This window comes from Cellulosilyticum lentocellum DSM 5427 (assembly GCF_000178835.2).
Classification (GTDB): Bacteria; Bacillota; Clostridia; order Lachnospirales; family Cellulosilyticaceae; genus Cellulosilyticum; species Cellulosilyticum lentocellum.
Genome location: NC_015275.1, coordinates 1,428,463 through 1,447,239 on the forward strand (window position 1 = coordinate 1,428,463; position 18,777 = coordinate 1,447,239).

18 protein-coding genes are annotated in these 18,777 nt (G+C 34.7%); 12 read left to right on the plus strand and 6 right to left on the minus strand.

Going from position 1 to position 18,777, the window contains the following annotated elements:
• Positions 1-7: 7 nt before the first annotated feature.
• On the minus strand, positions 8-1,642 hold the full coding sequence (locus tag CLOLE_RS06445) for a YceG family protein (protein WP_330369352.1): 1,635 nt from the start codon (positions 1,640-1,642) through the stop codon (positions 8-10).
• 115 nt (positions 1,643-1,757) lie between these two features.
• Here CLOLE_RS06445 and CLOLE_RS23580 point away from each other — a divergent pair, with 115 nt between their 5' ends.
• The 4 genes from CLOLE_RS23580 (at position 1,758) to gloA (ending at position 5,281) form a co-directional block, all read left to right on the plus strand.
• Positions 1,758-3,389: a serine protease gene (locus CLOLE_RS23580; protein WP_013656274.1), complete on the plus strand. Its 1,632-nt coding sequence runs from the start codon at positions 1,758-1,760 to the stop codon at positions 3,387-3,389.
• A 95-nt stretch (positions 3,390-3,484) separates the two neighbouring features.
• Complete coding sequence (locus tag CLOLE_RS06455; RefSeq protein WP_013656275.1) at positions 3,485-3,946, plus strand: YbaK/EbsC family protein; 462 nt, start codon at positions 3,485-3,487, stop codon at positions 3,944-3,946.
• A 38-nt stretch (positions 3,947-3,984) separates the two neighbouring features.
• Complete coding sequence (locus tag CLOLE_RS06460) at positions 3,985-4,740, plus strand: exodeoxyribonuclease III (RefSeq protein WP_013656276.1); 756 nt, start codon at positions 3,985-3,987, stop codon at positions 4,738-4,740.
• A gap of 166 nt (positions 4,741-4,906) precedes the next feature.
• A complete protein-coding gene (gene gloA / locus CLOLE_RS06465) occupies positions 4,907-5,281 on the plus strand; it encodes a lactoylglutathione lyase (protein ID WP_013656277.1) in 375 nt (124 codons plus the stop codon).
• 186 nt (positions 5,282-5,467) lie between these two features.
• Here gloA and CLOLE_RS21720 read toward each other — a convergent pair whose 3' ends face one another.
• Complete coding sequence (locus tag CLOLE_RS21720) at positions 5,468-6,784, minus strand: IS4 family transposase (protein ID WP_013656278.1); 1,317 nt, start codon at positions 6,782-6,784, stop codon at positions 5,468-5,470.
• 249 nt (positions 6,785-7,033) lie between these two features.
• On the minus strand, positions 7,034-8,254 hold the full coding sequence (gene ilvA, locus CLOLE_RS06475; RefSeq protein WP_013656279.1) for a threonine ammonia-lyase: 1,221 nt from the start codon (positions 8,252-8,254) through the stop codon (positions 7,034-7,036).
• A 170-nt stretch (positions 8,255-8,424) separates the two neighbouring features.
• Between ilvA and CLOLE_RS06480 the strand changes: the two genes are divergently transcribed.
• The 5 genes from CLOLE_RS06480 (at position 8,425) to CLOLE_RS06500 (ending at position 12,725) form a co-directional block, all read left to right on the plus strand.
• Positions 8,425-9,915 carry a DHH family phosphoesterase gene (locus tag CLOLE_RS06480; RefSeq protein WP_013656280.1) on the plus strand — a complete coding sequence of 497 codons (1,491 nt, stop codon included), beginning with the start codon at positions 8,425-8,427 and terminating at the stop codon, positions 9,913-9,915.
• A gap of 164 nt (positions 9,916-10,079) precedes the next feature.
• Positions 10,080-10,400: a PadR family transcriptional regulator gene (locus CLOLE_RS06485; protein WP_013656281.1), complete on the plus strand. Its 321-nt coding sequence runs from the start codon at positions 10,080-10,082 to the stop codon at positions 10,398-10,400.
• Positions 10,401-10,424: 24 nt separating this feature from the next.
• A complete protein-coding gene (locus CLOLE_RS06490) occupies positions 10,425-11,090 on the plus strand; it encodes a permease prefix domain 1-containing protein (protein ID WP_013656282.1) in 666 nt (221 codons plus the stop codon).
• A 3-nt stretch (positions 11,091-11,093) separates the two neighbouring features.
• Positions 11,094-12,239 carry a DUF4097 family beta strand repeat-containing protein gene (locus CLOLE_RS06495; RefSeq protein ID WP_013656283.1) on the plus strand — a complete coding sequence of 382 codons (1,146 nt, stop codon included), beginning with the start codon at positions 11,094-11,096 and terminating at the stop codon, positions 12,237-12,239.
• A 66-nt stretch (positions 12,240-12,305) separates the two neighbouring features.
• Positions 12,306-12,725 carry a SoxR reducing system RseC family protein gene (locus CLOLE_RS06500; RefSeq protein ID WP_013656284.1) on the plus strand — a complete coding sequence of 140 codons (420 nt, stop codon included), beginning with the start codon at positions 12,306-12,308 and terminating at the stop codon, positions 12,723-12,725.
• Between the two features lie 56 nt (positions 12,726-12,781).
• Here CLOLE_RS06500 and CLOLE_RS06505 read toward each other — a convergent pair whose 3' ends face one another.
• Entirely contained in the window at positions 12,782-13,960 is a 1,179-nt protein-coding gene (locus CLOLE_RS06505) for a hypothetical protein (protein ID WP_013656285.1), read from the minus strand.
• A 192-nt stretch (positions 13,961-14,152) separates the two neighbouring features.
• Here CLOLE_RS06505 and CLOLE_RS06510 point away from each other — a divergent pair, with 192 nt between their 5' ends.
• Both CLOLE_RS06510 and CLOLE_RS06515 read left to right on the plus strand, forming a co-directional pair.
• Positions 14,153-15,226: a hypothetical protein gene (locus CLOLE_RS06510; protein ID WP_013656286.1), complete on the plus strand. Its 1,074-nt coding sequence runs from the start codon at positions 14,153-14,155 to the stop codon at positions 15,224-15,226.
• Between the two features lie 274 nt (positions 15,227-15,500).
• Positions 15,501-16,367 carry a DegV family protein gene (locus CLOLE_RS06515; RefSeq protein ID WP_013656287.1) on the plus strand — a complete coding sequence of 289 codons (867 nt, stop codon included), beginning with the start codon at positions 15,501-15,503 and terminating at the stop codon, positions 16,365-16,367.
• A gap of 8 nt (positions 16,368-16,375) precedes the next feature.
• Here the strand turns inward: CLOLE_RS06515 and CLOLE_RS06520 are convergent, their stop codons facing one another.
• Both CLOLE_RS06520 and CLOLE_RS06525 read right to left on the minus strand, forming a co-directional pair.
• Positions 16,376-16,801: a threonine/serine exporter family protein gene (locus CLOLE_RS06520; protein WP_013656288.1), complete on the minus strand. Its 426-nt coding sequence runs from the start codon at positions 16,799-16,801 to the stop codon at positions 16,376-16,378.
• The gene (locus tag CLOLE_RS06525) at positions 16,798-17,580 is read right to left on the minus strand and encodes a threonine/serine exporter family protein (protein WP_013656289.1); all 783 of its coding nucleotides are present in this window, start codon (positions 17,578-17,580) and stop codon (positions 16,798-16,800) included. Before CLOLE_RS06525 ends, CLOLE_RS06520 begins: the two co-directional genes overlap by 4 nt.
• 242 nt (positions 17,581-17,822) lie before the next feature.
• Here CLOLE_RS06525 and CLOLE_RS06530 point away from each other — a divergent pair, with 242 nt between their 5' ends.
• A complete protein-coding gene (locus tag CLOLE_RS06530; protein WP_013656290.1) occupies positions 17,823-18,758 on the plus strand; it encodes an AAA family ATPase in 936 nt (311 codons plus the stop codon).
• Positions 18,759-18,777 lie beyond the last annotated feature (19 nt).

Below are 18,777 nucleotides of genomic sequence, written 5' to 3' on the forward strand. Positions count from 1 at the left end.
ACTCCTTTTACCTAAATAATTTACTAAAGAATGATCCCTTTTTAGCAGGTGCTTTAAGGGGTAAATCATAAACAAATTCTTCAAGCTTGATTTGATTAATGAATTTATCAGAAATAACAAGCTCTATATTATTGGCACCATTAGGCGATAAGATGACAATATCTAGACCTATGGTACGTAATAATCCTAGTAACATGGCATCATCTGTATTAAAAGTATCTCTTGAGTTAAGATACAAGATGACCTTTGGCACATCCGCTGTAAAGTCATAACCATCGATAAGATTCAAAAGACTGTCTTCAGCTGTGAAAATAGCGGCCATGAGTCTTAGCCTTTCTTTATCCGTGATAGGAAAGTTAAAGAAAGCCGTATTGCTAGGTGAAAATACTTCTTCTAGTTTAGCTAAAATGAATTCTTGGATTTCACCTCTTAAAGTTAATAATTTTTTATAGAGTACATGTTCTTTAACTGTGGTGCGATTAATAGTCTTGTCAGGATTTAAACAAAAAGCTAAAGAATATAAATCCTGTTGATTGTACTGAGCTGTATTTTGAGGGATACCTTGGCCTTGCATATTATGATACTGAATACTTCTAGTTTGACCATAGCCTACAGAGGTAAGCTGAGTGGTCTCGTAAAATACACATTTATTAGCTGATTTAAGTTTATCTACTAAAGAAAAGTATTCATTATGATCATTATAAACACCGCTTATTTTACTGAAGAAAATAGGGGTATAAACTGTTTTTTGTGAAGTCTTAAAGCCAGGTCTAAGACGTGCTGGTTCATTCCAGTAAGTAAGCGTATCTTCAATAACAGAGTCCATAATAATGGGGCGTGTGGTACCATCAGAGAACTGCCAAGGCTTATAGATACCTGTATCATTATATAGGGTTTGCTCAAGCTCATTAGTTGCTTTACGTGCAAAAGTAGTTACTTTTTCAACGACAACTCCTTTTTCTACATGTTCCATAAGTGGTAAGATTTGCTGTGTGGTAGGACCTAAGATGACTTTTTGACAAAGATTATTTTCATCTAAAGTATCTATGAGGGTATCTCCAGTTGGATTAAAATAAAGCACATCAATGCCAATATGAGCAAGAAGCATTAAAAAGTAAAATTCATGCTTTTTAATAGAACCATAAAATAAACATTTTGGAGGTTCTTTGCCGGAAAAGTCTAGCTCATCGACATAAACATTACACCAAATCATTAGTTTTGCAATAAAGTTATTGCGGATAGTTTCATTAGCAAAACGCTCTTTTTGTATGGCTAGTGCAATAACAGGGTCTAGAGCCTGTCTAATCTTTGCATTAAGTGTTTGTGACGAAGTGAGATTAATATCTTCACTAGCAAACGCACCAATTCTCATACGTGTCAGTTCATTTAAAATAGCGTCAATAAGTGAGCGATCATTTGGTTTAGGAATTTCTCTATCAAAAATAATACCTTTATGAGGCTCAGATAATTTATGATGAATGAGAGCTAATGTATCATTATAGGATGAAGCATTAGCTATGCCTATAAGCTGACAAAAGTAATTATTTTCACGCATAGAAGAATCGTCAAAAAGTGTTTCTAAGATGTTATTTGCTGCCGTTATCCCAATAGTAATACACTCCTTTTTGTATAAAATATTAATTACTTTTTATTATAGCATTATTTGATAAGATAAAACACAGCTTTATTTAATTATTATATTTATATATAATAGGTAGCATAAACAGATTTCTTAGAGTTGGGGGGAGAAGGAGAAAATGATTTTTACGACTAAGCCATTAAAAGTAGTTCGCCTAACGTGTGAAAATCCTATAGAGGACTTCATAAAGCATGAGCTAACCAAAGAAGAGGCTGGCAGCTTAACAAGAAATGCCTTCTTTATAAGAGCCATTGGGGTAGAAAAAACAGACGAAATATTTTCACAACAAGTGAAAAGGCTAGATGATTATTTTTTGTTAAAAGCAAAAGATACAGTTTATTTGCGCTTAGAAGAATTAAAATATAGTCTATCACCGCAGGAAACAGAGGGTTATATTCAAGCTTATGAAGAGTGGTTAAAGATTAAAGATGCAAAGCCAGAAGAACAATTCAGGTTACCTTTTCCAGCCGAGCTTACATCAGATACACTAGAATGGACTAAAAAATGTGCTTTTAAAGAAGTCCTACATATGTATGAATGCTATATGCCTCATGCTAATGCATCTACCACTAAGAATTTTGCAGTTAAATTACTAAGCTGGATTACAGCTTATCTTCCTTTATTAGTAACCAAAGAAAGAGGACAATTAGGAAAAGTAGTTTATGTAGGGCCTATTAAAAGGCAAGAATACTTATTCTTATATTTTTTATTTTTAATGGGCTGTGATGTACTTTATATGAATCCACAAGAGGATTGCTTGGCAACGTATGAAGAAGTACTGAGGACATCACAGGTATATCACTATCCTATAAAGGCACAAGTACCCGCCACTCTAGTTCCTTTTGAAACTTATAAAAAGCAAATAGTAAAACCATCAGAAGTAGCCACGGTACCTATTCAAAGTATATCGATACAAAGACCTCCTCAGCAAAACACCACAATTAAAGAAAGCGGCGCAAGAAGAGGTTCTATTAATCTAGGAGGTAGTCATAAAGGCAGTGTGGGCAATGGTATACAGAGGCAAACACCTAGAGTGCCTTCATCGGCAATGCCATCAAGAAGTGTGCCACCAAAAAATAATCATTCAGCAGAACCATCAAGGCCAATAGTACCTAATCATCAAGCACCTAGAGTAGGCAGCACAGTAACTACTTCTATAGGAAATGATACTGGGATACTTAGAGAATTAAGCTATGAAGAATTAGCACAGCTTTCTACTTCTATTGTGATGATTACAGTGTTAGATGGGCAACGAAGAGCTTTCAAAGGGGGATCAGGAGTGGTTATCCATGAAGAGGGATATATATTGACTAATTTTCACGTCGTAAGAGACGGTTGTCATTTTGAAGTACAATTTGAGAATGAAGAGCAGTCTTATGTGACTTCACGAATTGTAAAATATCATCCCAATTATGACTTAGCTTTAATCAAAGTAGAAAAGCGTTGTAAGCCTTTACCTCTATACAGAGGAGAACACTTAGTAAGAGGACAAAAAGTAGTGGCTATAGGAAGTCCGTTAGGTTTATTTAATACAGTATCGGATGGTATCATCTCAGCTTTTAGAGAAATTCAAGATATGTCTATGATTCAGTTTACAGCGCCTATTTCTAATGGTAGTTCAGGAGGAGCACTACTGGATATGTATGGAAGACTTATAGGAATTATTACAGCAGGTTTTGATGCAGGACAAAATTTAAACTTAGCCGTAAAAAGTGAGCAAATTGAGTACTTTGCCAATAATTTTCTATAGAAATAGGTATAAAGAGAGATAAAAAAGTAAAAGTCATTAAAAATAATAAGAACAGGAAAAAGTAATGAGATAGGACAAAAAAGGAGATGATACAAATGAGTATAGAAGCAGTAGAAGCTTTTTTTAAGGAAAAGCAAGTCAGTCATCAAATTGTTTTGTTAGAAGAAAGTAGTGCTACAGTGAGCTTGGCGGCAGAAGCTCTCAAAGCTACAGAGAGGCAAATTGCTAAAACTTTAGCGTTTAATGTAAATGATGAAAGTATCGTTATTGTTGCTTGTGGAACGGCCAAAATAGATAATAGAAAATTTAAAGATACTTTTCACACAAAAGCTAAGATGATGAGCTATGAAGAAACTTTAGAAAAAACAGGACATCCAGTAGGTGGCGCTTGTCCATTTGGATTACCTAAACAAGTAAAAATCTATTTAGATGAGAGTCTTAAACAGTCAGAAGAAGTTTATCCAGCAGCAGGAAGCCCTCATGCAGTGGTGAAGATGTCACTTCCTGAATTAGCAGAAATCACCGAAGGTGAATGGGTAGATGTATGTAGAGAATAAAATAAAAAGCAAAAGATAAAAGATGGAGGATGACAAGAATGAAATGTGTATCATGGAATGTGAATGGCGTTAGAGCCGTTTTAACAAAAGGATTTTTAGATTATTTTAAAGCAGTTGATGCAGATGTGTTTTGTATTCAAGAAACGAAATGTCAAGAGGGACAAGTAGAAATAGAACTGCCAGGTTATTATCAGTACTGGAATTATGCCCAGAAAAAAGGTTATTCAGGAACAGCACTTTTTTCTAAAAAGGAGCCACTTAGTGTCAGCTATGGTTTGGGTATAGCTGAGCATGATACTGAAGGACGTGTTATTACAGCTGAGTTTGAAGAAGCTTATGTGGTTACCGTATATACACCTAATGCACAAAATGAGCTAGCTAGAATTGATTATCGTATGGCATGGGAGGATGCTTTTAAAGCTTATCTTAAGAAATTAGAAGAAAACAAACCAGTCATTATTTGTGGGGATCTTAATGTGGCACATCAAGAAATTGACCTTAAAAATCCAAAAACGAATAGAGGAAATGCTGGTTTTAGTGATGAGGAAAGAGGTAAATTCGGAGAATTATTAGAAGCAGGATTTATAGATACCTTCCGCTATTTTTATCCTGATTTAGAAGGCGCTTATAGCTGGTGGAGCTATCGTTTTAAAGCAAGAGAAAAAAACACAGGATGGAGAATAGATTATTTCTTAGCTTCAGAGGTTTTAAAAGATAAGTTAGTAGGGGCTGCTATTGATGCAGAAATACTCGGTTCTGACCATTGCCCTGTGATATTAGAAATTAATATTTAAGTAAACTTGTGTATATAGAAGGCCATAAGGGTGTAGTAAAATGCCTAAGGTTTTAAAAGGCATTAAGCTTTTATTTGAGTCAATAAAAGCAGACTAGTACTTATGTGAGAATCTGTGGTAGAATAAACTATGCATAAAATAGACTAGGTGAATGAGGAGAATACTGATGAAAATGTTACACACTTGTATTAGAGTAATGGATTTAGAAAAATCACTAGCTTTTTATAAAGAAGCACTTGGTTTAATCGAGACGAGAAGAAAAGATTTTAAAGAACATGAATTTACTTTAGTATATTTATCTGACCAAGAAGGTGGATATGAATTAGAGCTTACTTATAATTATAATCCAGAAAAACCTTACGAATTAGGAAATGGTTTTAGTCATATTGCTGTAGGAGTAGAAGATCTGGAAGCAAGTCATGAAAGACACCAAACTATGGGTTATGAAGTAACACCACTTAAAGGACTTCCAGGGGAAGCACCTAAATATTACTTTGTAACAGACCCAGATGGTTATAAAGTAGAAGTGATTAGACTTTAAAGTCTGATATCAACTAAAAAGAGTAGCAAGGGGAATACCCAATGTCATTAAGTTAACATTGTGATAGAAACGCATCCCTAGGAAAAGAAGTTGAAGATTTATTTCTTCAGCTTCTTTTTCTATTTCCAGGTACCACAAATAGACAGATTTGCATCTGCCTCAAAATTTATATTCTTTTACAAAGATTTATGCTACTCTATAAAGGAAGCCATGAAAAAGCTTGATAGTTAAGTTTCGTTCCCTATGCCTATTAGGCCGTACAGGAATGAGATTTCTTGCGATTATGACTTCTAAATCAGGTGATGTTGCTTTTCCATGATAGAATAACCTACACATATGCACTGCAACTGAGAAATTTGCTTTATATGTATGCTTTCTTTGCTTTTTTTCAATGACTACGTGCCATGTAATCATTTCTGCAAAGTTATACATTATCATATGTGCATAGATTTCTTGTTGGATACACATCACCTTTTTTGAATGAAAATCTAACATTCCAATCGTATATTTCAAATCTCGAAAAGATGTTTCAATCCCCCAACGAGAAGCATACAGTTTTTTTACCTCATCAGGAGGATACTTTTCACTGTTTAGATTTGTAACTATTGTTTCATAGGAAGTTTCTGAAATAGGAAATCTCACTATTCGGAAGTGTAATTCATAGAATTTAGCAGGTTCAGATTTCTTGTTTTTAAGTGGTAAATAATCAAACGGTTGGGCTGAAGAAACACTTCGATAATGATTTTTGTCTTTGAAAAGTTCTTTGACTGCATTCGTTTTCTTTCTTGTAAGTTTTAAAGAAATATCAATATCAAAACAGTCTGTTTTGGGTAAATCCAATCCATTCTTTATACCATTAATTCCATCTTTGACACGAATAAGAAAGAACCATCCTTTTTCTTGAATGTGAGCCATGCTGTTGAAAGATTCATAACCTCTATCAGCTATCACGAGTGCTTTAGGAATTTCAGAACGATCAACCATTTCTTGTAGAGCGTTATGTTCATTCTTTTCTTTAGATTTTTGTATTATCACATCATGATAAATAGAATAATTTATATTATACAACGCATTTATATGCAGAAGATTATATGATTTTCTTCCATCTTTTCCAGAATGAAATGAATTTAAATCATCAGGATTGGTAGGAATCTGTACATCAGACCCATCAACAGCAAGTATGGGCATATCTTCATTAAAGTTATCTATAAGTTTACTTGAAAAGCCGTCAAATATCTTCTTAAACGCTTCAGGCTTTATCTTTTTTCTCTGCTGAACAAACGCAGAAGAAGTTGGTGTATCTGCAGATGCACCAAATAGATCTAATAATTCGTTTGTAAGGCTCCCACTTCCCATTCCAATAATTCCAGCTAAAATTTTATTCATGGGCAATTTCCTTTTGCGTAAAAAATCACTACCTGGATTGGTACAATAATCTTGCGGATTGTCAGCTATCTTTTGGATTTCATCTACTAAAAGCTTTTTAATTTGTTTGGGTTTCATATGTGTCCTCCTTGTAACTAAGTTTCCTTTAATTACAAGGGCCGCTCTCACTACCTCTTTATTCAATCAGTAGTGAGAGCGGCCGCACATTTTCTTTGTCTTGTCAACTACTTTTTCAAAAAAAGATCCCTATACCATTTGATTGGTATAGAGATCTTTTTTCGTCATCTTAACTTAATGACATTGGGGGAATACCTTTGCTACTCTTTTTAGTTAACTAGGAAAGTGCCGGCTTTTCTAGCCACTTTTTTAGTAAATAACTTCAATCATATAGCCTTCTGCTTCTAAGGCTTTTTTCACTTCTTGGATATGGTCATGTCCATTCGTTTCAACAGTTACTTCTAGTGCTACATGACGTAAACGGTCTAAAGCTTTAAACTGGTTATGATCTAGTTTAACAACGTTAGCGCCTACGCGGGCAAGGATATTTGCAATTTTAACTAATTGTCCGGGTGTATCTTTAAGTTTAACAGAAAAGCAAAATAGTCTACCGCGTGAATAAAGACCACGGTCTAGTAATGAAGACATAGTAAGGACATCGATATTACCACCACTAATAACGGAAACAACCTTTTTATTTCTTAGATGAAGTTTCTTAAGAGCAGCAATAGATAAAGCACCAGTGGCTTCAGCTACAATTTTATGTTTTTCTACTAATAAGAAGATGGCTTCAATTAGATCTTCATCATCTAAGGTGATGATATCATCTACATATTCTTTAACGTAGTCAAAGGTTAAGTTTCCAACACTTTTAACAGCAGCACCATCAGCAATACTGTCTACTTGATCTAGAGAAACAGGATGGCCTTCATCTAAAGATAATCTCATCGCTTGTGCACCTGTAGATTCTACACCAATGACTTTAACATTGGGGTTAATGGCTTTAGCTGCTACAGCAATACCACTTATAAGACCACCACCTCCAACAGGTACTAAAATAACATCTGTATCTGGCATGTCCTCTAAAATTTCAAGAGCAATAGTCCCTTGACCAGCCATAACTTCCTTATCATTGAAGGGATGGATAAAGGTATACCCATTTTCTTGCTCTAACTTTTTAGCTGTTTCGTAAGCTTCATCATAAACTTGTCCTGCTAATACAACATGAGCTCCCCAGTTTTTAGTAGCTTGTACTTTAATAAGTGGAGTGGTTTCTGGCATAACGATGGTAACATCTATTCCAAGGGCATGACCAGAATAAGCAACACCTTGAGCATGATTACCAGCAGAAGAAGCAATAAGGCCACGTTTTTTTTCTTCATCAGAAAGGGTTTTAATTTTATTAAGAGCACCACGAATTTTAAAAGCACCCGTTACTTGTAAGTTCTCTGGCTTTAAATAAACATCATTATGAAATTCCTTACTAAGTTCATAGCTACGAATAAGACTAGTATGTATACAAGTTGATTTAATACGTTCTCTAGCTGTAAGCACATCATCTAAAGTGAGTCTCTCGAGATTGTCTGACATGAATAGGACCTCCAATATGAATATGTGAAATAGTTCACAAAAATTAATAATATAATGTCTATTATAGTCAAATATATAAAGATATGCAAATATTAGTTTATTTTTTAGGATGACACCCATTCTCAAGCTATGCTAATATAATACAAGAACAATTAGTAGGAGGAGACCGCATGAGATTAGCAGAATTAGAAGTGTATAATCAAATCATTATTCAGTGTCATGATAATCCAGATCCAGATACTATTGCAGCAGGATATGCTTTATATAAATATTTTGAAAGCAAAGGGAAAGAAGTCAGGTTAGTATATGGTGGTAATTTATTGATTACTAAGCCTAATATTGTGATGTTTATAGAAGCACTGCGTATTCCAATTGAATACATAGAAGAACTAAAGGTAGAAGGGTTACTGATTACAGTAGATTGTCAGTATGGGGCTGGTAATGTAAGACATCTTGGAGCTGAGCATGTAGCTATTATTGATCATCATGTACAAGAAGTACCGGCTATTAAGTTACAAGAAATTAGAAATTATTTAGCAAGTTCAGCTACTGTTGTATGGGATATGCTGTGTGAAGCAGGATATGATGTTAATGAACATCCAGATGTATCTATGGCCCTATATTATGGGCTTTTTACAGATAGCAGTTCTTTTATTGAAATAAGCCACCCGTTAGATAAAGACATGCGTGATAGCTTAAAATATGACAAGCAGCTATTAAGACGCCTTAGAAATGCGGTACTTACTTTAAGAGAATTAGAGATTGCAGGAATGGCGCTTATTCGTCATTCTTACAATGATGCACATAAATATGTAATGGTAAAAGCACAAGAGTGCGATCCGAATATTTTAGGGCTTATCAGTGATTTTGCTCTTCAAGTAGATAGTGTTAATGTGTGTATTGTATATAATGAAGCAAATGAAGGCATTAAATTTTCTGTAAGAAGTTGTGTAAAAGAAGTGATGGCCAATGAATTAGCAGCCTATTTAGCAGGTGACTTAGGTAATGGAGGAGGACATGTAGAAAGAGCTGCAGGGTTTATTAGTAAAAGTAAATTTAACGAGCTTTATGGACATCTTAACTATGATGAGTACTTCTTAAGAAAATTAACAGCTTATTATCAATCCTTTGAGGTAGTAGATGCAGGTAAAATGCAAATAGATTTAAGCAAGTTAAGACATTATAAAAAGATTCCTATACCTATAGGGTTTGTTAGATTAAGTGAGGTTTTACCTGAAGGTGAGCCTATTATTATTAGGAGTCTAGAGTCAGATATTGAACGCATTGTTAAAGCATCTGATATCTTAATTATAGATCGTGAAGGTTCTATTTCTTTAATGAATGAGGAACGTTTTGGCACGAATTATAAAATTCTAGAAGAACCCTTTGATGTTAAAATAGAATACTTTCCTAGAATTAGAAAACAAAACACAGGAAAGGTACTTTATTTAGAAAGCTATACTAAAAAATGTATTATGAAGGGTGATAATACGATTTATGCAAGACCTCTAGAAAAGGCAGTAAAAGTGTTTACAGTTTATTCACCAGATAAGTATAAATACGGGCATGTAGGTGACTATTTAGCTATTAGTGAAACAGATACAAATGATGTTTATATCATTGAACAAGAAATATTTAAAAAAACCTATACAGAGATTTAAAATGAGAAGGGCTCTTCCTTACTTCAATTAAAAGTAAGGAAGAGCCCTTTTGCAGTTTTATATACTTTTTTTAAGAATATACCTTGACAGGCGAGGTATATAAGAATATATTATATATAAAATATAAAAAATTCAAATAAAAAAGACGGGAAAGGAGAAGGCATTTGTCAATTACATCTGATTTAATTAGAGGACATACAGAAACGATTATTTTAGCGCAACTGATGCTAAAAGATAGCTATGGCTATGAAATTAACAAAAGTATATTAGATAAAACCGATAACCAATATGAGTTAAAGGAAGCTACTTTATATAGCGCTTTTAGAAGACTAGAACAAATGGGCTATATTATATCTTATTGGGGAGATGAAACAACCGGGGCTAGAAGGCGTTATTATACAATTACGCCTGCAGGAAAAATGGCTTATGAACGTAATAAAGCAGACTGGGATGAAGCCAAGGCAGTAATTGATGCATTAATTTAAAAATAGAGAAGTGGGAGGATTATAATGGTTAATAAAATAAGGGTAACAGTTGAAAAATTGTTTGAAGAAGCACCAGCAACGCATCGTACTTTGGACTTAAAGGAGGAGTTAATAGGAAATCTAACAGCTAAGTACATGGACTTAGTAGCATCAGGGAAGACAGAAGAAGAGGCATATAATATAGCCATTACAAGTATAGGAGACTTAAATGAATTATTACGTTCCTTAGAGCCTGCAAATCCACTCAATTATAAAGAACAAGAGGCCCAGCGCAAAAAAACAGCTTTAGTAGTAAGTGGTTCTATTGGGTTATATATTATAGCCATTATCTCAGGCATTATTTGTGAGGAGATTCCTTGGTTAAGGCGAACAGATATACCGGCTCTGATTTTTCTTGGTATTGCAGGCTTTGCAACCTGTCTGTTAGTTTATCACTTTGTATCAAAACCTAAATATGAAAAAAGCGATACTACCATCGTAGAAGAGTTCAAGGAGTGGAAGCAAGGCAATGATCAAAAAAGGCAGATTTATCGTTCCATTAGTTCTATTATGTGGTCTTGTATTGTACTGCTTTATTTAGTAATCAGCTTTAGATTTGGCATATGGTATTGTTCTTGGATCATTTTTATCATGGGAGTTGTAGCTGAACAAATTATTAAATTAATTTTTGAAATAAAGGGGATGAGATAAGCTGTGAATAGTAATAAAACTTATCAGATGATTCAGCTAGGATTACTACTTGTTATATTGATTGGCCTAGGAAGCGTGATGATTTCGTGGGCTACAGGGCATAATCCTTTTTCTAACAATTTACTTAAAGGTGTGCCTTTTAACGGCCCTTTAGAAAAAGTAAAAGAAGAGACTTGTGCATTAGAGGCGATAGAAATTTTAGAATTAGATGTTAATTTAGCTGATGTTGAAGTTAATGTAGGAGAAGGAAGTGATTTAAAGGTAGTAGAAAGTACGAATGATAAGGAGAAAAGAGATCTATTCGAAATAAGCCAAAGCGCTGGAAGAATCTTGGTGAAAAGGCCGAATAGTCATTATTTTGGAATAGAACCACAACATAAAATAGAAATTTGGTTACCTAGTAGTTATAGGAGTGCTTTAATGATTACAACCAGTTCAGGAGATATTAACCTTAATGGCGTATTGGAATTAGAAAAGTTAGAGACTACTCAATCCTCTGGGAATTTAGTGGGTAGAGAGGCTATTAAAGCTAAAGAAGTCCAATTAACTACTAGCTCAGGAGATAAACGCTTAGAGGGAATAGAAACAGATACGTATGAGGTTACATCTTCTTCAGGAACAACCATTATCAAAAGTTTAAAAGGAAAAGGAAGCTGTATGGCGAGTTCTGGAGAGATTGAAATAAATAGTTTAATAGGAGAAGCACATGAAATTTATACTTCTTCAGGACAGATTACTATAGGAGAAATAGAAGGAGAGCTAGAAATGGAGGCTTCATCAGGTGATTTGAAGCTAGGTACAGTAATAGGTGAAAGCTGGCGCTTAAGAACGACTTCAGGAGAGATTATAATGAAAGCTTTAGAAGGAAAAGGAAACTGTGAATCTAGTTCTGGTGATATAGAGATAGAAGAGCTGAGGCTTACTGGTGATGCACAGTTTACAGCTACCTCAGGGAAGATAGAAATGGGGCTTAAAACTAGTAATACTACCATAAGAGCAAATACTTCTTCAGGTGATATTAAAGGTAGCATTGTTTGGAATTATGAAGATAAAAGAGAAACAGAAGCTAACGCTCAATTAGGAAATGGTGCAGAATATAAGCTGGAATTAAAAACAAGTTCTGGATCAATTCGTGTAGATGAAAAGTAAAAATAGTGGTAAAATAGAGAAAAAGCATTTAAGGGATTGAATGAGATAAAGAAAAGAGGTGAAGGCATGCCATATGGTGTTGTAAAAGAAGTAGGAAAGCGATATGCTATTGTTCAAATGGAACGACAAGAGATGTGCGGAGAATGCCATGCTTGTGACTATATAACAGGTAAAAAAGACTGCATACTTAGGTGTGAAAAAGAAATAGAATGCCAGGTAGGAGATATGGTGGAACTAAAATTAGCACAACCTACTTTTCTAAAGGCTACTTATGTGATGTATGGTTTTCCTCTTATAGGGCTAATTATAGGGCTAGTGATAGGACTTGGTGCATCTAAGCTTTTTCGGCTTGGAAGTGAGGACTTATGGGTTTTAATAGGTGGTTTGCTAGGGATAGTCTTACCACTAATAGGAATAAAATGGGCAGAAAATCAAGGGAAATTTAAAAAGTATTTACCGCACATTATTGCTAAAAGAGAAATATGAAATAAATAAAGGGTAGGATTATTATAAGGTAATAATCCTACCCTTTATTTATTTGTCTAGAGCCTAGGGGGAAGGTCCCAACTTGTAAGCTCCTCCATAAAAGCTGTTTTAGCAGAGGAAATATTAGTTTGCTTTTTAGTAGGAGAAGAGGGCGTTTGCTTTTTTAACATCCCTAACTCTTGTTTTAAACGATTGCTCTCAGCGATTATTTCACAGTTTTCCTTTTTACATCTATGAAGGGCTAAACCTTCTAGTAGTAGCTCTAATTCCACAGGCATTGAACTATACTCATGAAAGCCTTCGAAATCAATGGTTGAGAGTGTACAAAGCTTAAGCTTAGTATCTAGGGAAACATAAAGTTCACTAGCAGCTAAATTCTTTAATGGTGTGCTTACAAAAAAAGTGCGCTGCAAATGTGTTTGGATAGAGCAAGGGACAGGAATACTGAAACTTTCACCAGAATTTACAGAAAGCAAAAGGTGAAGCTGATGGTCAATTAAAGTATTAATCCATAAGCCATGATAATAATAAAAAATAGCAGGAGCCATAGGTGTGGCACTAGAAGTTAAGAAGTTTATTTGTAGGGTAGAGGGATTCATGTAATAAAGTTGATATTTACCAAGATTTTCTAAGACGTAACAAACATGCACCTCACCGACTCTTAAACATATACTGTAGTCGATAATAGGTTTTTCACTATGCAAATAACAGAAGGTACTAACGCCAGTGGCTTCTATTTTGATGCAGTTTAAGCTATAATAATCCTCTTTTAAAAGATAAAAGAAATACAAGGCAGTGGGGGTTGTCATGTATTTAATTTGATTAGGACATTGATTAAAAGCAGCAAGAGCTTTAGAGGTTCCTTCCCCTATGGCTTGGTGCATCAGTTGATAATGAGGAGCAACCTGCATGAGATAAATAAGTTGACTTATGCCATTTTGAGTATAGAGCATAGGGTGCATTAAAGAGGTACTAGTTTCTGATGTGAGCAGTAGCGTTTTATTAAATGAAGAGCCTGTATAAGTATAGTAGTAGATATGAGTGGCATTAGGCATGACCACTATTTCAGGTTTACCATCACCTGCTATGGTAGCACTATAATGAGTAGTTGGTGTACTTTGAAGTAATAAAGGCTTGGATTTTCCGCTAGGAGGAAAAAATCTACAGAAAACGCCATTTCTTACTGAAGAGTCTATTAACATGAAGTTTTTGCTGTGATAACAAACATAAGACACAATGGAAACCTCCTTACTATAGCCAATTAAGGTGAGATAAAATAAATAAAAAACACTTCTTTATAAATATATTGATGAAAAAATAAATTTATACATAAATGTCACCAACGGACTTTAATTTCCATATTATAGTATTGGAAACGACAAATTATGATTCACTATAAGTTAGAATCATACAGGAGGTTTTTAATTATGAGTAAATGTTGTGGTAACAACGATGCTAAGTTTTTTGAGAAACCTAATGCAGGTATTTGTGATGTTTGTCACCCTGCTGAAAATAAAATGTCACCTATTGAAGCTGTTGCAATGTGTCCTCCTATTGGAGAACCTAAAGTTTTAACCATGATGGCTCCAGTTGTTTTTGATGAAAGCGGTATCAATCTTTGCCGTACTATTTGCTTAGATGAGCTTGAAGATGTTTGCCAAAATGATTCAAGAGAAACAATTGATATTTTATTTGATGGTTTAAGCAAATGCGATCTTCGACATGCTTGCAAACTTCAACTTCAGGTAGTAGACATAGACTTTAATTTTGTTGACCCTTGCGACTGTAGATTTTCAGAAATAGTACCCGCTAAAGGAAACCCTAATTTAAGCAGAATCACTTTAAAAGACATCGATGTAACTTTCTCCGTATCTGTTATTAATGAATGTTGTAAAGTTGTAAAACAAGGCATGATGACAGTAAGATATTTAGGAGATGAACACAGCTGTGGTTTTGATCCTTGCACTAATCCAAGTTGTATTACCTTTGATCTTTATACACCTTATGGCGTAGCTTTCGCAAGGGAAAATCCAAGTGGCTGCAATAAACTTGTTCCAACTATTAATTACATGGGATTTATTAACGATGAAGAAGGCCGTGAGGTTAGATGCAATAATTTCCCAACTAATAATACAATCCAACAAGGTATATCAGCTCAGGCACTTGCAAAAGTAGTAGGCGATAATGAAGAGTGTTTTGCTATTGGTCTAACACTTTATATTAAATCTATTTACTTTGTACAATACAGATTCAAACATGAAGGTCTTACTGTACCACCAAAATTATCACCAGTTCAAGACGAGAATAATGATTGCTTAGATTTCGTATGTGGAGACTTACTTGAACCAAGTATTAGGCCTTTATCAGTAGGTCAAGATGCAAAGACAACTGAAGATAGAGATAGAGATAGAGATAGGGATAGAGACAGAGATTGCTGTGGTAGCTGTACAAAATGTAGTTGCGCAAAATGTGCTTGTAGTAGAGGAGCAGCTTCTAATTAATTGAAAGAATATCAAAATAAACGGTATGTCAGTTAAAGGCATACCGTTTATTTGTTTTTAATATTTTAAGCATAATAAGAGTATTTAATAGATTAAGGAGGCAACAAGCTTTAATGGACACAAAAGTATTTATTTTGAGTAGCGCCAGTATCTACTCATATATAAACATAAGATAGCAAAGAAGGGATAGACTATTTTAAATATACAAATTAATGGTTTAATGATATAATAAATAGAAATAAATGCCATCAAATGGTTGCCTAAGGAGGAGAGAATGAAAATTAAAGTGGTAACTGATTCTTGTTGTGATTTACCTTTTGAATATACTAGTGCTCATAACATTCAAGTGATTCCATTAACGATCATTATGAATGGAGAAGAAAAAAAAGATGACTTAGCAGAGACTATGCAATATGAGAGTTTTTATGAGGCTATTTTAAATGGAGCCATGCCACAAACTGCTCAAGCTAATGTGTATCAATTTGCCGAGATTTTTCGTAAATGCGCCCAAAATAGCGAGCCTGTTATTTATATTGGTTTTTCTTCAGCTTTAAGTGGATGCGTTAATAGTGCACGTATGGCTTTAGAAGAAGTAAAAGAGGAATATCCAGAAGCAGAAATGGCAGTAGTAGATAGTAAATGTGCATCTATGGGATTAGGTCTTTTAATTCATTATGCACTAAAACAAATAAAAGACGGCATGAATTTGCAGGAATTAGTAGAGTGGATTGAAGCGAATAAGTTACACATCATTCACTGGTTTACTGTAGCAGATTTAAATCATTTATTCAGAGGGGGACGTGTTTCAAAGGCGGCAGCTACCTTTGGGACCTTACTTCAAATTAAACCGGTTATGCATGTAGATGATGAAGGCCGTTTGATACCAGTAGAAAAAGTCAAAGGAAGAAAAAAATCTTTAAAAGCTTTAGTAGAAAAGCTTAAGGAAGATATCGTAGACCCAGAAAATGCCGAAGTCTTTATTAGCCATGGTGGGTGTTTAGAAGAAGCAGAAGAAGTGAAAAAAATGATCCTAGAAGAATGCCCAGTCAAAGAAATCAAAATCAATTACGTTGGTGCAGCAGTTGGTAGTCATTCAGGTCCAGGTACAATGGCTATTTTCTTCAAAGGAGTAAAAAGATAGCCTAGGCATTAACGCCTAGGCTTTCGCCATAATAAAGGAAGTAAAGATATAATCACAATAGCGCCAGCAATGACACCTGCAATTTCAAAGGTCAAAGTAGCATATTCAATGGCAGAAGAATAATTAGACTCTAAAATGGCAGACATGGTACGATATAGACCTAACCCTGGAACTAAAGGAATAATACCAGCAATTAAAAAAACAGTAATAGGGGTTTTACGACGCTTAGATAAAAAGTAAGAAGCTTGTGTAACAACTAAGGCAGCTACAAAAGAAGCTAATACTGTAGAAGCCCCCATTCTTTCTAAAAGTAAATAAATAGCCCATCCTAGGGCACCTACTGTTCCACAAATAAGCAAGTGCTTTTTTTGTATATGGAAAACAATAGAGAAACCTATGGTTGAAATAAAGGCACTTACAATACTCACAATCATAATAGTCCTCCCAACCAAAAGGAAGCACTAAGAGAGATACCAATGCCAGCAGCCAGAGCTACAGCTACTAATAATGCTTCAACGCCCCTTGCAATTCCTGATATAAGCTCATCTCCAATGGCATCACGAACGGCTGTTGTAAAAGCTACCCCAGGAAGGAGTGGCATAATACATCCGATAATAATAGGTTCTATCTTAATAGAATCCTTAAATACGTAGTAACAAAACATAACACTAAAACCTATAAAAAGCGAACAAATAAATAAAACGAAGAAAGTAACAATATGCTTTCTAGTTAAGCGATTTTGCAAATAACCTACTCCTAAACCTACAAAAAAAGTAATAAAAAAATCTAAAGTATTGGCTTTAAACATAATAGAGAAAAAAGCACAGCTAATGCCTACCCAAATAATAACAGTGCGGTTTTTATAACCCTCACTCTCTGAAATAGCTTTTAACCTCATCTCCGCTTCAGTTAAAGAAACCTCTCCTGATACATAATCTCTAGAAAGCTGATTAATAAGTTCAATTCGATCAAGACGTGTTCCTCGATTTTTAACGCGAACTACTTTTGTAGACAAAGAAAAGGTCTCACCTTCTATCGTCACCATAATACCTGTAGGGATAACAAAAGTATCCACCGAGCAAAAATGATGCTTTTCTAAAATACGGGCAATGGTATCTTCTACTCGATAGGTTTCTGCACCACTTTTAAGCATCAATTCTCCAGTATGTACAGCAAAATTTAAAATTTGTTCATGAGTAGCTGTTTCTTTCATCGCTAAATCCTTTCCTTATCACTTAAAGATTACTAACTAGTATACACGCGACTGTTTTCACTGTAAAGCCGTAGGGCCTGCCAAATTTTATCATAAAAAGTAGCTATTTAATGTGGCTGAAAAGCTATCAATAAAAAATGCATTATTATAACAATAGTATTGTAGATTTTACAAAGTAAGCTGAGAAAAAAGTAGGTAAAATAAAGTAAGCAAAAAAGGTATTTATTTAAGGGGGTAATATAATGGAAAAACAAGGGTTAGTTCATAAGATGCTAGAACATATGGAGCAAGTGATTATAGGAAAAAGAGAGGTATTAGAACTAGTAATCGTAGCACTTATTTCCGAAGGACATATTTTATTAGAGGATGTGCCGGGGGTTGGAAAGACTACCTTAGCCAATGCCTTAGCTCATACCATTCATTCAGGCTTTTCAAGAATTCAGTTTACGCCAGATACCTTACCTAGTGATATTACAGGAATGACTATTTATAATATGCAAAATGGCCAGTTTGAACTAGTTAAAGGGCAAATTATGAACCATATTATTTTAGCAGATGAGATTAATCGTACTTCTCCGAAAACCCAAGCTAGTTTACTAGAAGCCATGGAGGAGAGACAAGTTACTGTAGATGGCAAATCCTATCAACTGCCTCAGCCTTTCATGGTCATTGCTACGCAAAATCCAATAGACTACTTAGGCACCTATAATTTACCAGAAGCACAGCTTGACCGCTTTTTGATGAAGATTTCCATTGGCTATCCTGATAAGAAAAGTGAAATTAAAATGGTTCAAGCCTTTTTAGAAGATAGCAATTGGAAACAGATTGATTATGTTGTAGAAGAAGCAGACATTATTGCTATGATTAAGGAAGTTCAATTAGTAAAAGTCCATCCTGATTTGATTGACTATCTATTAAGGCTTGTAGAAGAAACGAGAAATAATAGTGCCATTAACTTAGGCGCTAGTCCTAGAGCAACCTTAGCTTTAAGCCGTAGTTCACAGGCTCTAGCGTATATGAATGGAAGAGATTTTGTCATTCCAGATGATATACGGAAGATGGTTATTCCTGTACTTGCTCATCGCTTGGTTCTTTCTAGTGAAGCAAAGCTTAATAAGCAAACACCTGAAAAGCTCCTTAAGGTGATTTTATCTAAAATAAAACAGCCTACCTTATAAGATAGAGGAGAGGGGGAGG

Excerpts from the sequence above, each read along its gene's own strand:
- CLOLE_RS06490 (WP_013656282.1), top strand. The coding sequence starts at position 10,425 with ATGGTTAATAAAATAAGGGTAACAGTTGAAAAATTGTTTGAAGAAGCA.
- CLOLE_RS23580 (WP_013656274.1), top strand. The coding sequence starts at position 1,758 with ATGATTTTTACGACTAAGCCATTAAAAGTAGTTCGCCTAACGTGTGAA.
- CLOLE_RS06515 (WP_013656287.1), top strand. The coding sequence starts at position 15,501 with ATGAAAATTAAAGTGGTAACTGATTCTTGTTGTGATTTACCTTTTGAA.
- CLOLE_RS06460 (WP_013656276.1), top strand. The coding sequence starts at position 3,985 with ATGAAATGTGTATCATGGAATGTGAATGGCGTTAGAGCCGTTTTAACA.
- CLOLE_RS06455 (WP_013656275.1), top strand. The coding sequence starts at position 3,485 with ATGAGTATAGAAGCAGTAGAAGCTTTTTTTAAGGAAAAGCAAGTCAGT.
- ilvA (WP_013656279.1), bottom strand. The coding sequence starts at position 8,254 with ATGTCAGACAATCTCGAGAGACTCACTTTAGATGATGTGCTTACAGCT.
- CLOLE_RS06525 (WP_013656289.1), bottom strand. The coding sequence starts at position 17,580 with ATGAAAGAAACAGCTACTCATGAACAAATTTTAAATTTTGCTGTACAT.
- CLOLE_RS06520 (WP_013656288.1), bottom strand. The coding sequence starts at position 16,801 with ATGATTGTGAGTATTGTAAGTGCCTTTATTTCAACCATAGGTTTCTCT.
- CLOLE_RS06480 (WP_013656280.1), top strand. The coding sequence starts at position 8,425 with ATGAGATTAGCAGAATTAGAAGTGTATAATCAAATCATTATTCAGTGT.
- CLOLE_RS06500 (WP_013656284.1), top strand. The coding sequence starts at position 12,306 with ATGCCATATGGTGTTGTAAAAGAAGTAGGAAAGCGATATGCTATTGTT.
- CLOLE_RS06510 (WP_013656286.1), top strand. The coding sequence starts at position 14,153 with ATGAGTAAATGTTGTGGTAACAACGATGCTAAGTTTTTTGAGAAACCT.
- gloA (WP_013656277.1), top strand. The coding sequence starts at position 4,907 with ATGAAAATGTTACACACTTGTATTAGAGTAATGGATTTAGAAAAATCA.
- CLOLE_RS06530 (WP_013656290.1), top strand. The coding sequence starts at position 17,823 with ATGGAAAAACAAGGGTTAGTTCATAAGATGCTAGAACATATGGAGCAA.
- CLOLE_RS21720 (WP_013656278.1), bottom strand. The coding sequence starts at position 6,784 with ATGAAACCCAAACAAATTAAAAAGCTTTTAGTAGATGAAATCCAAAAG.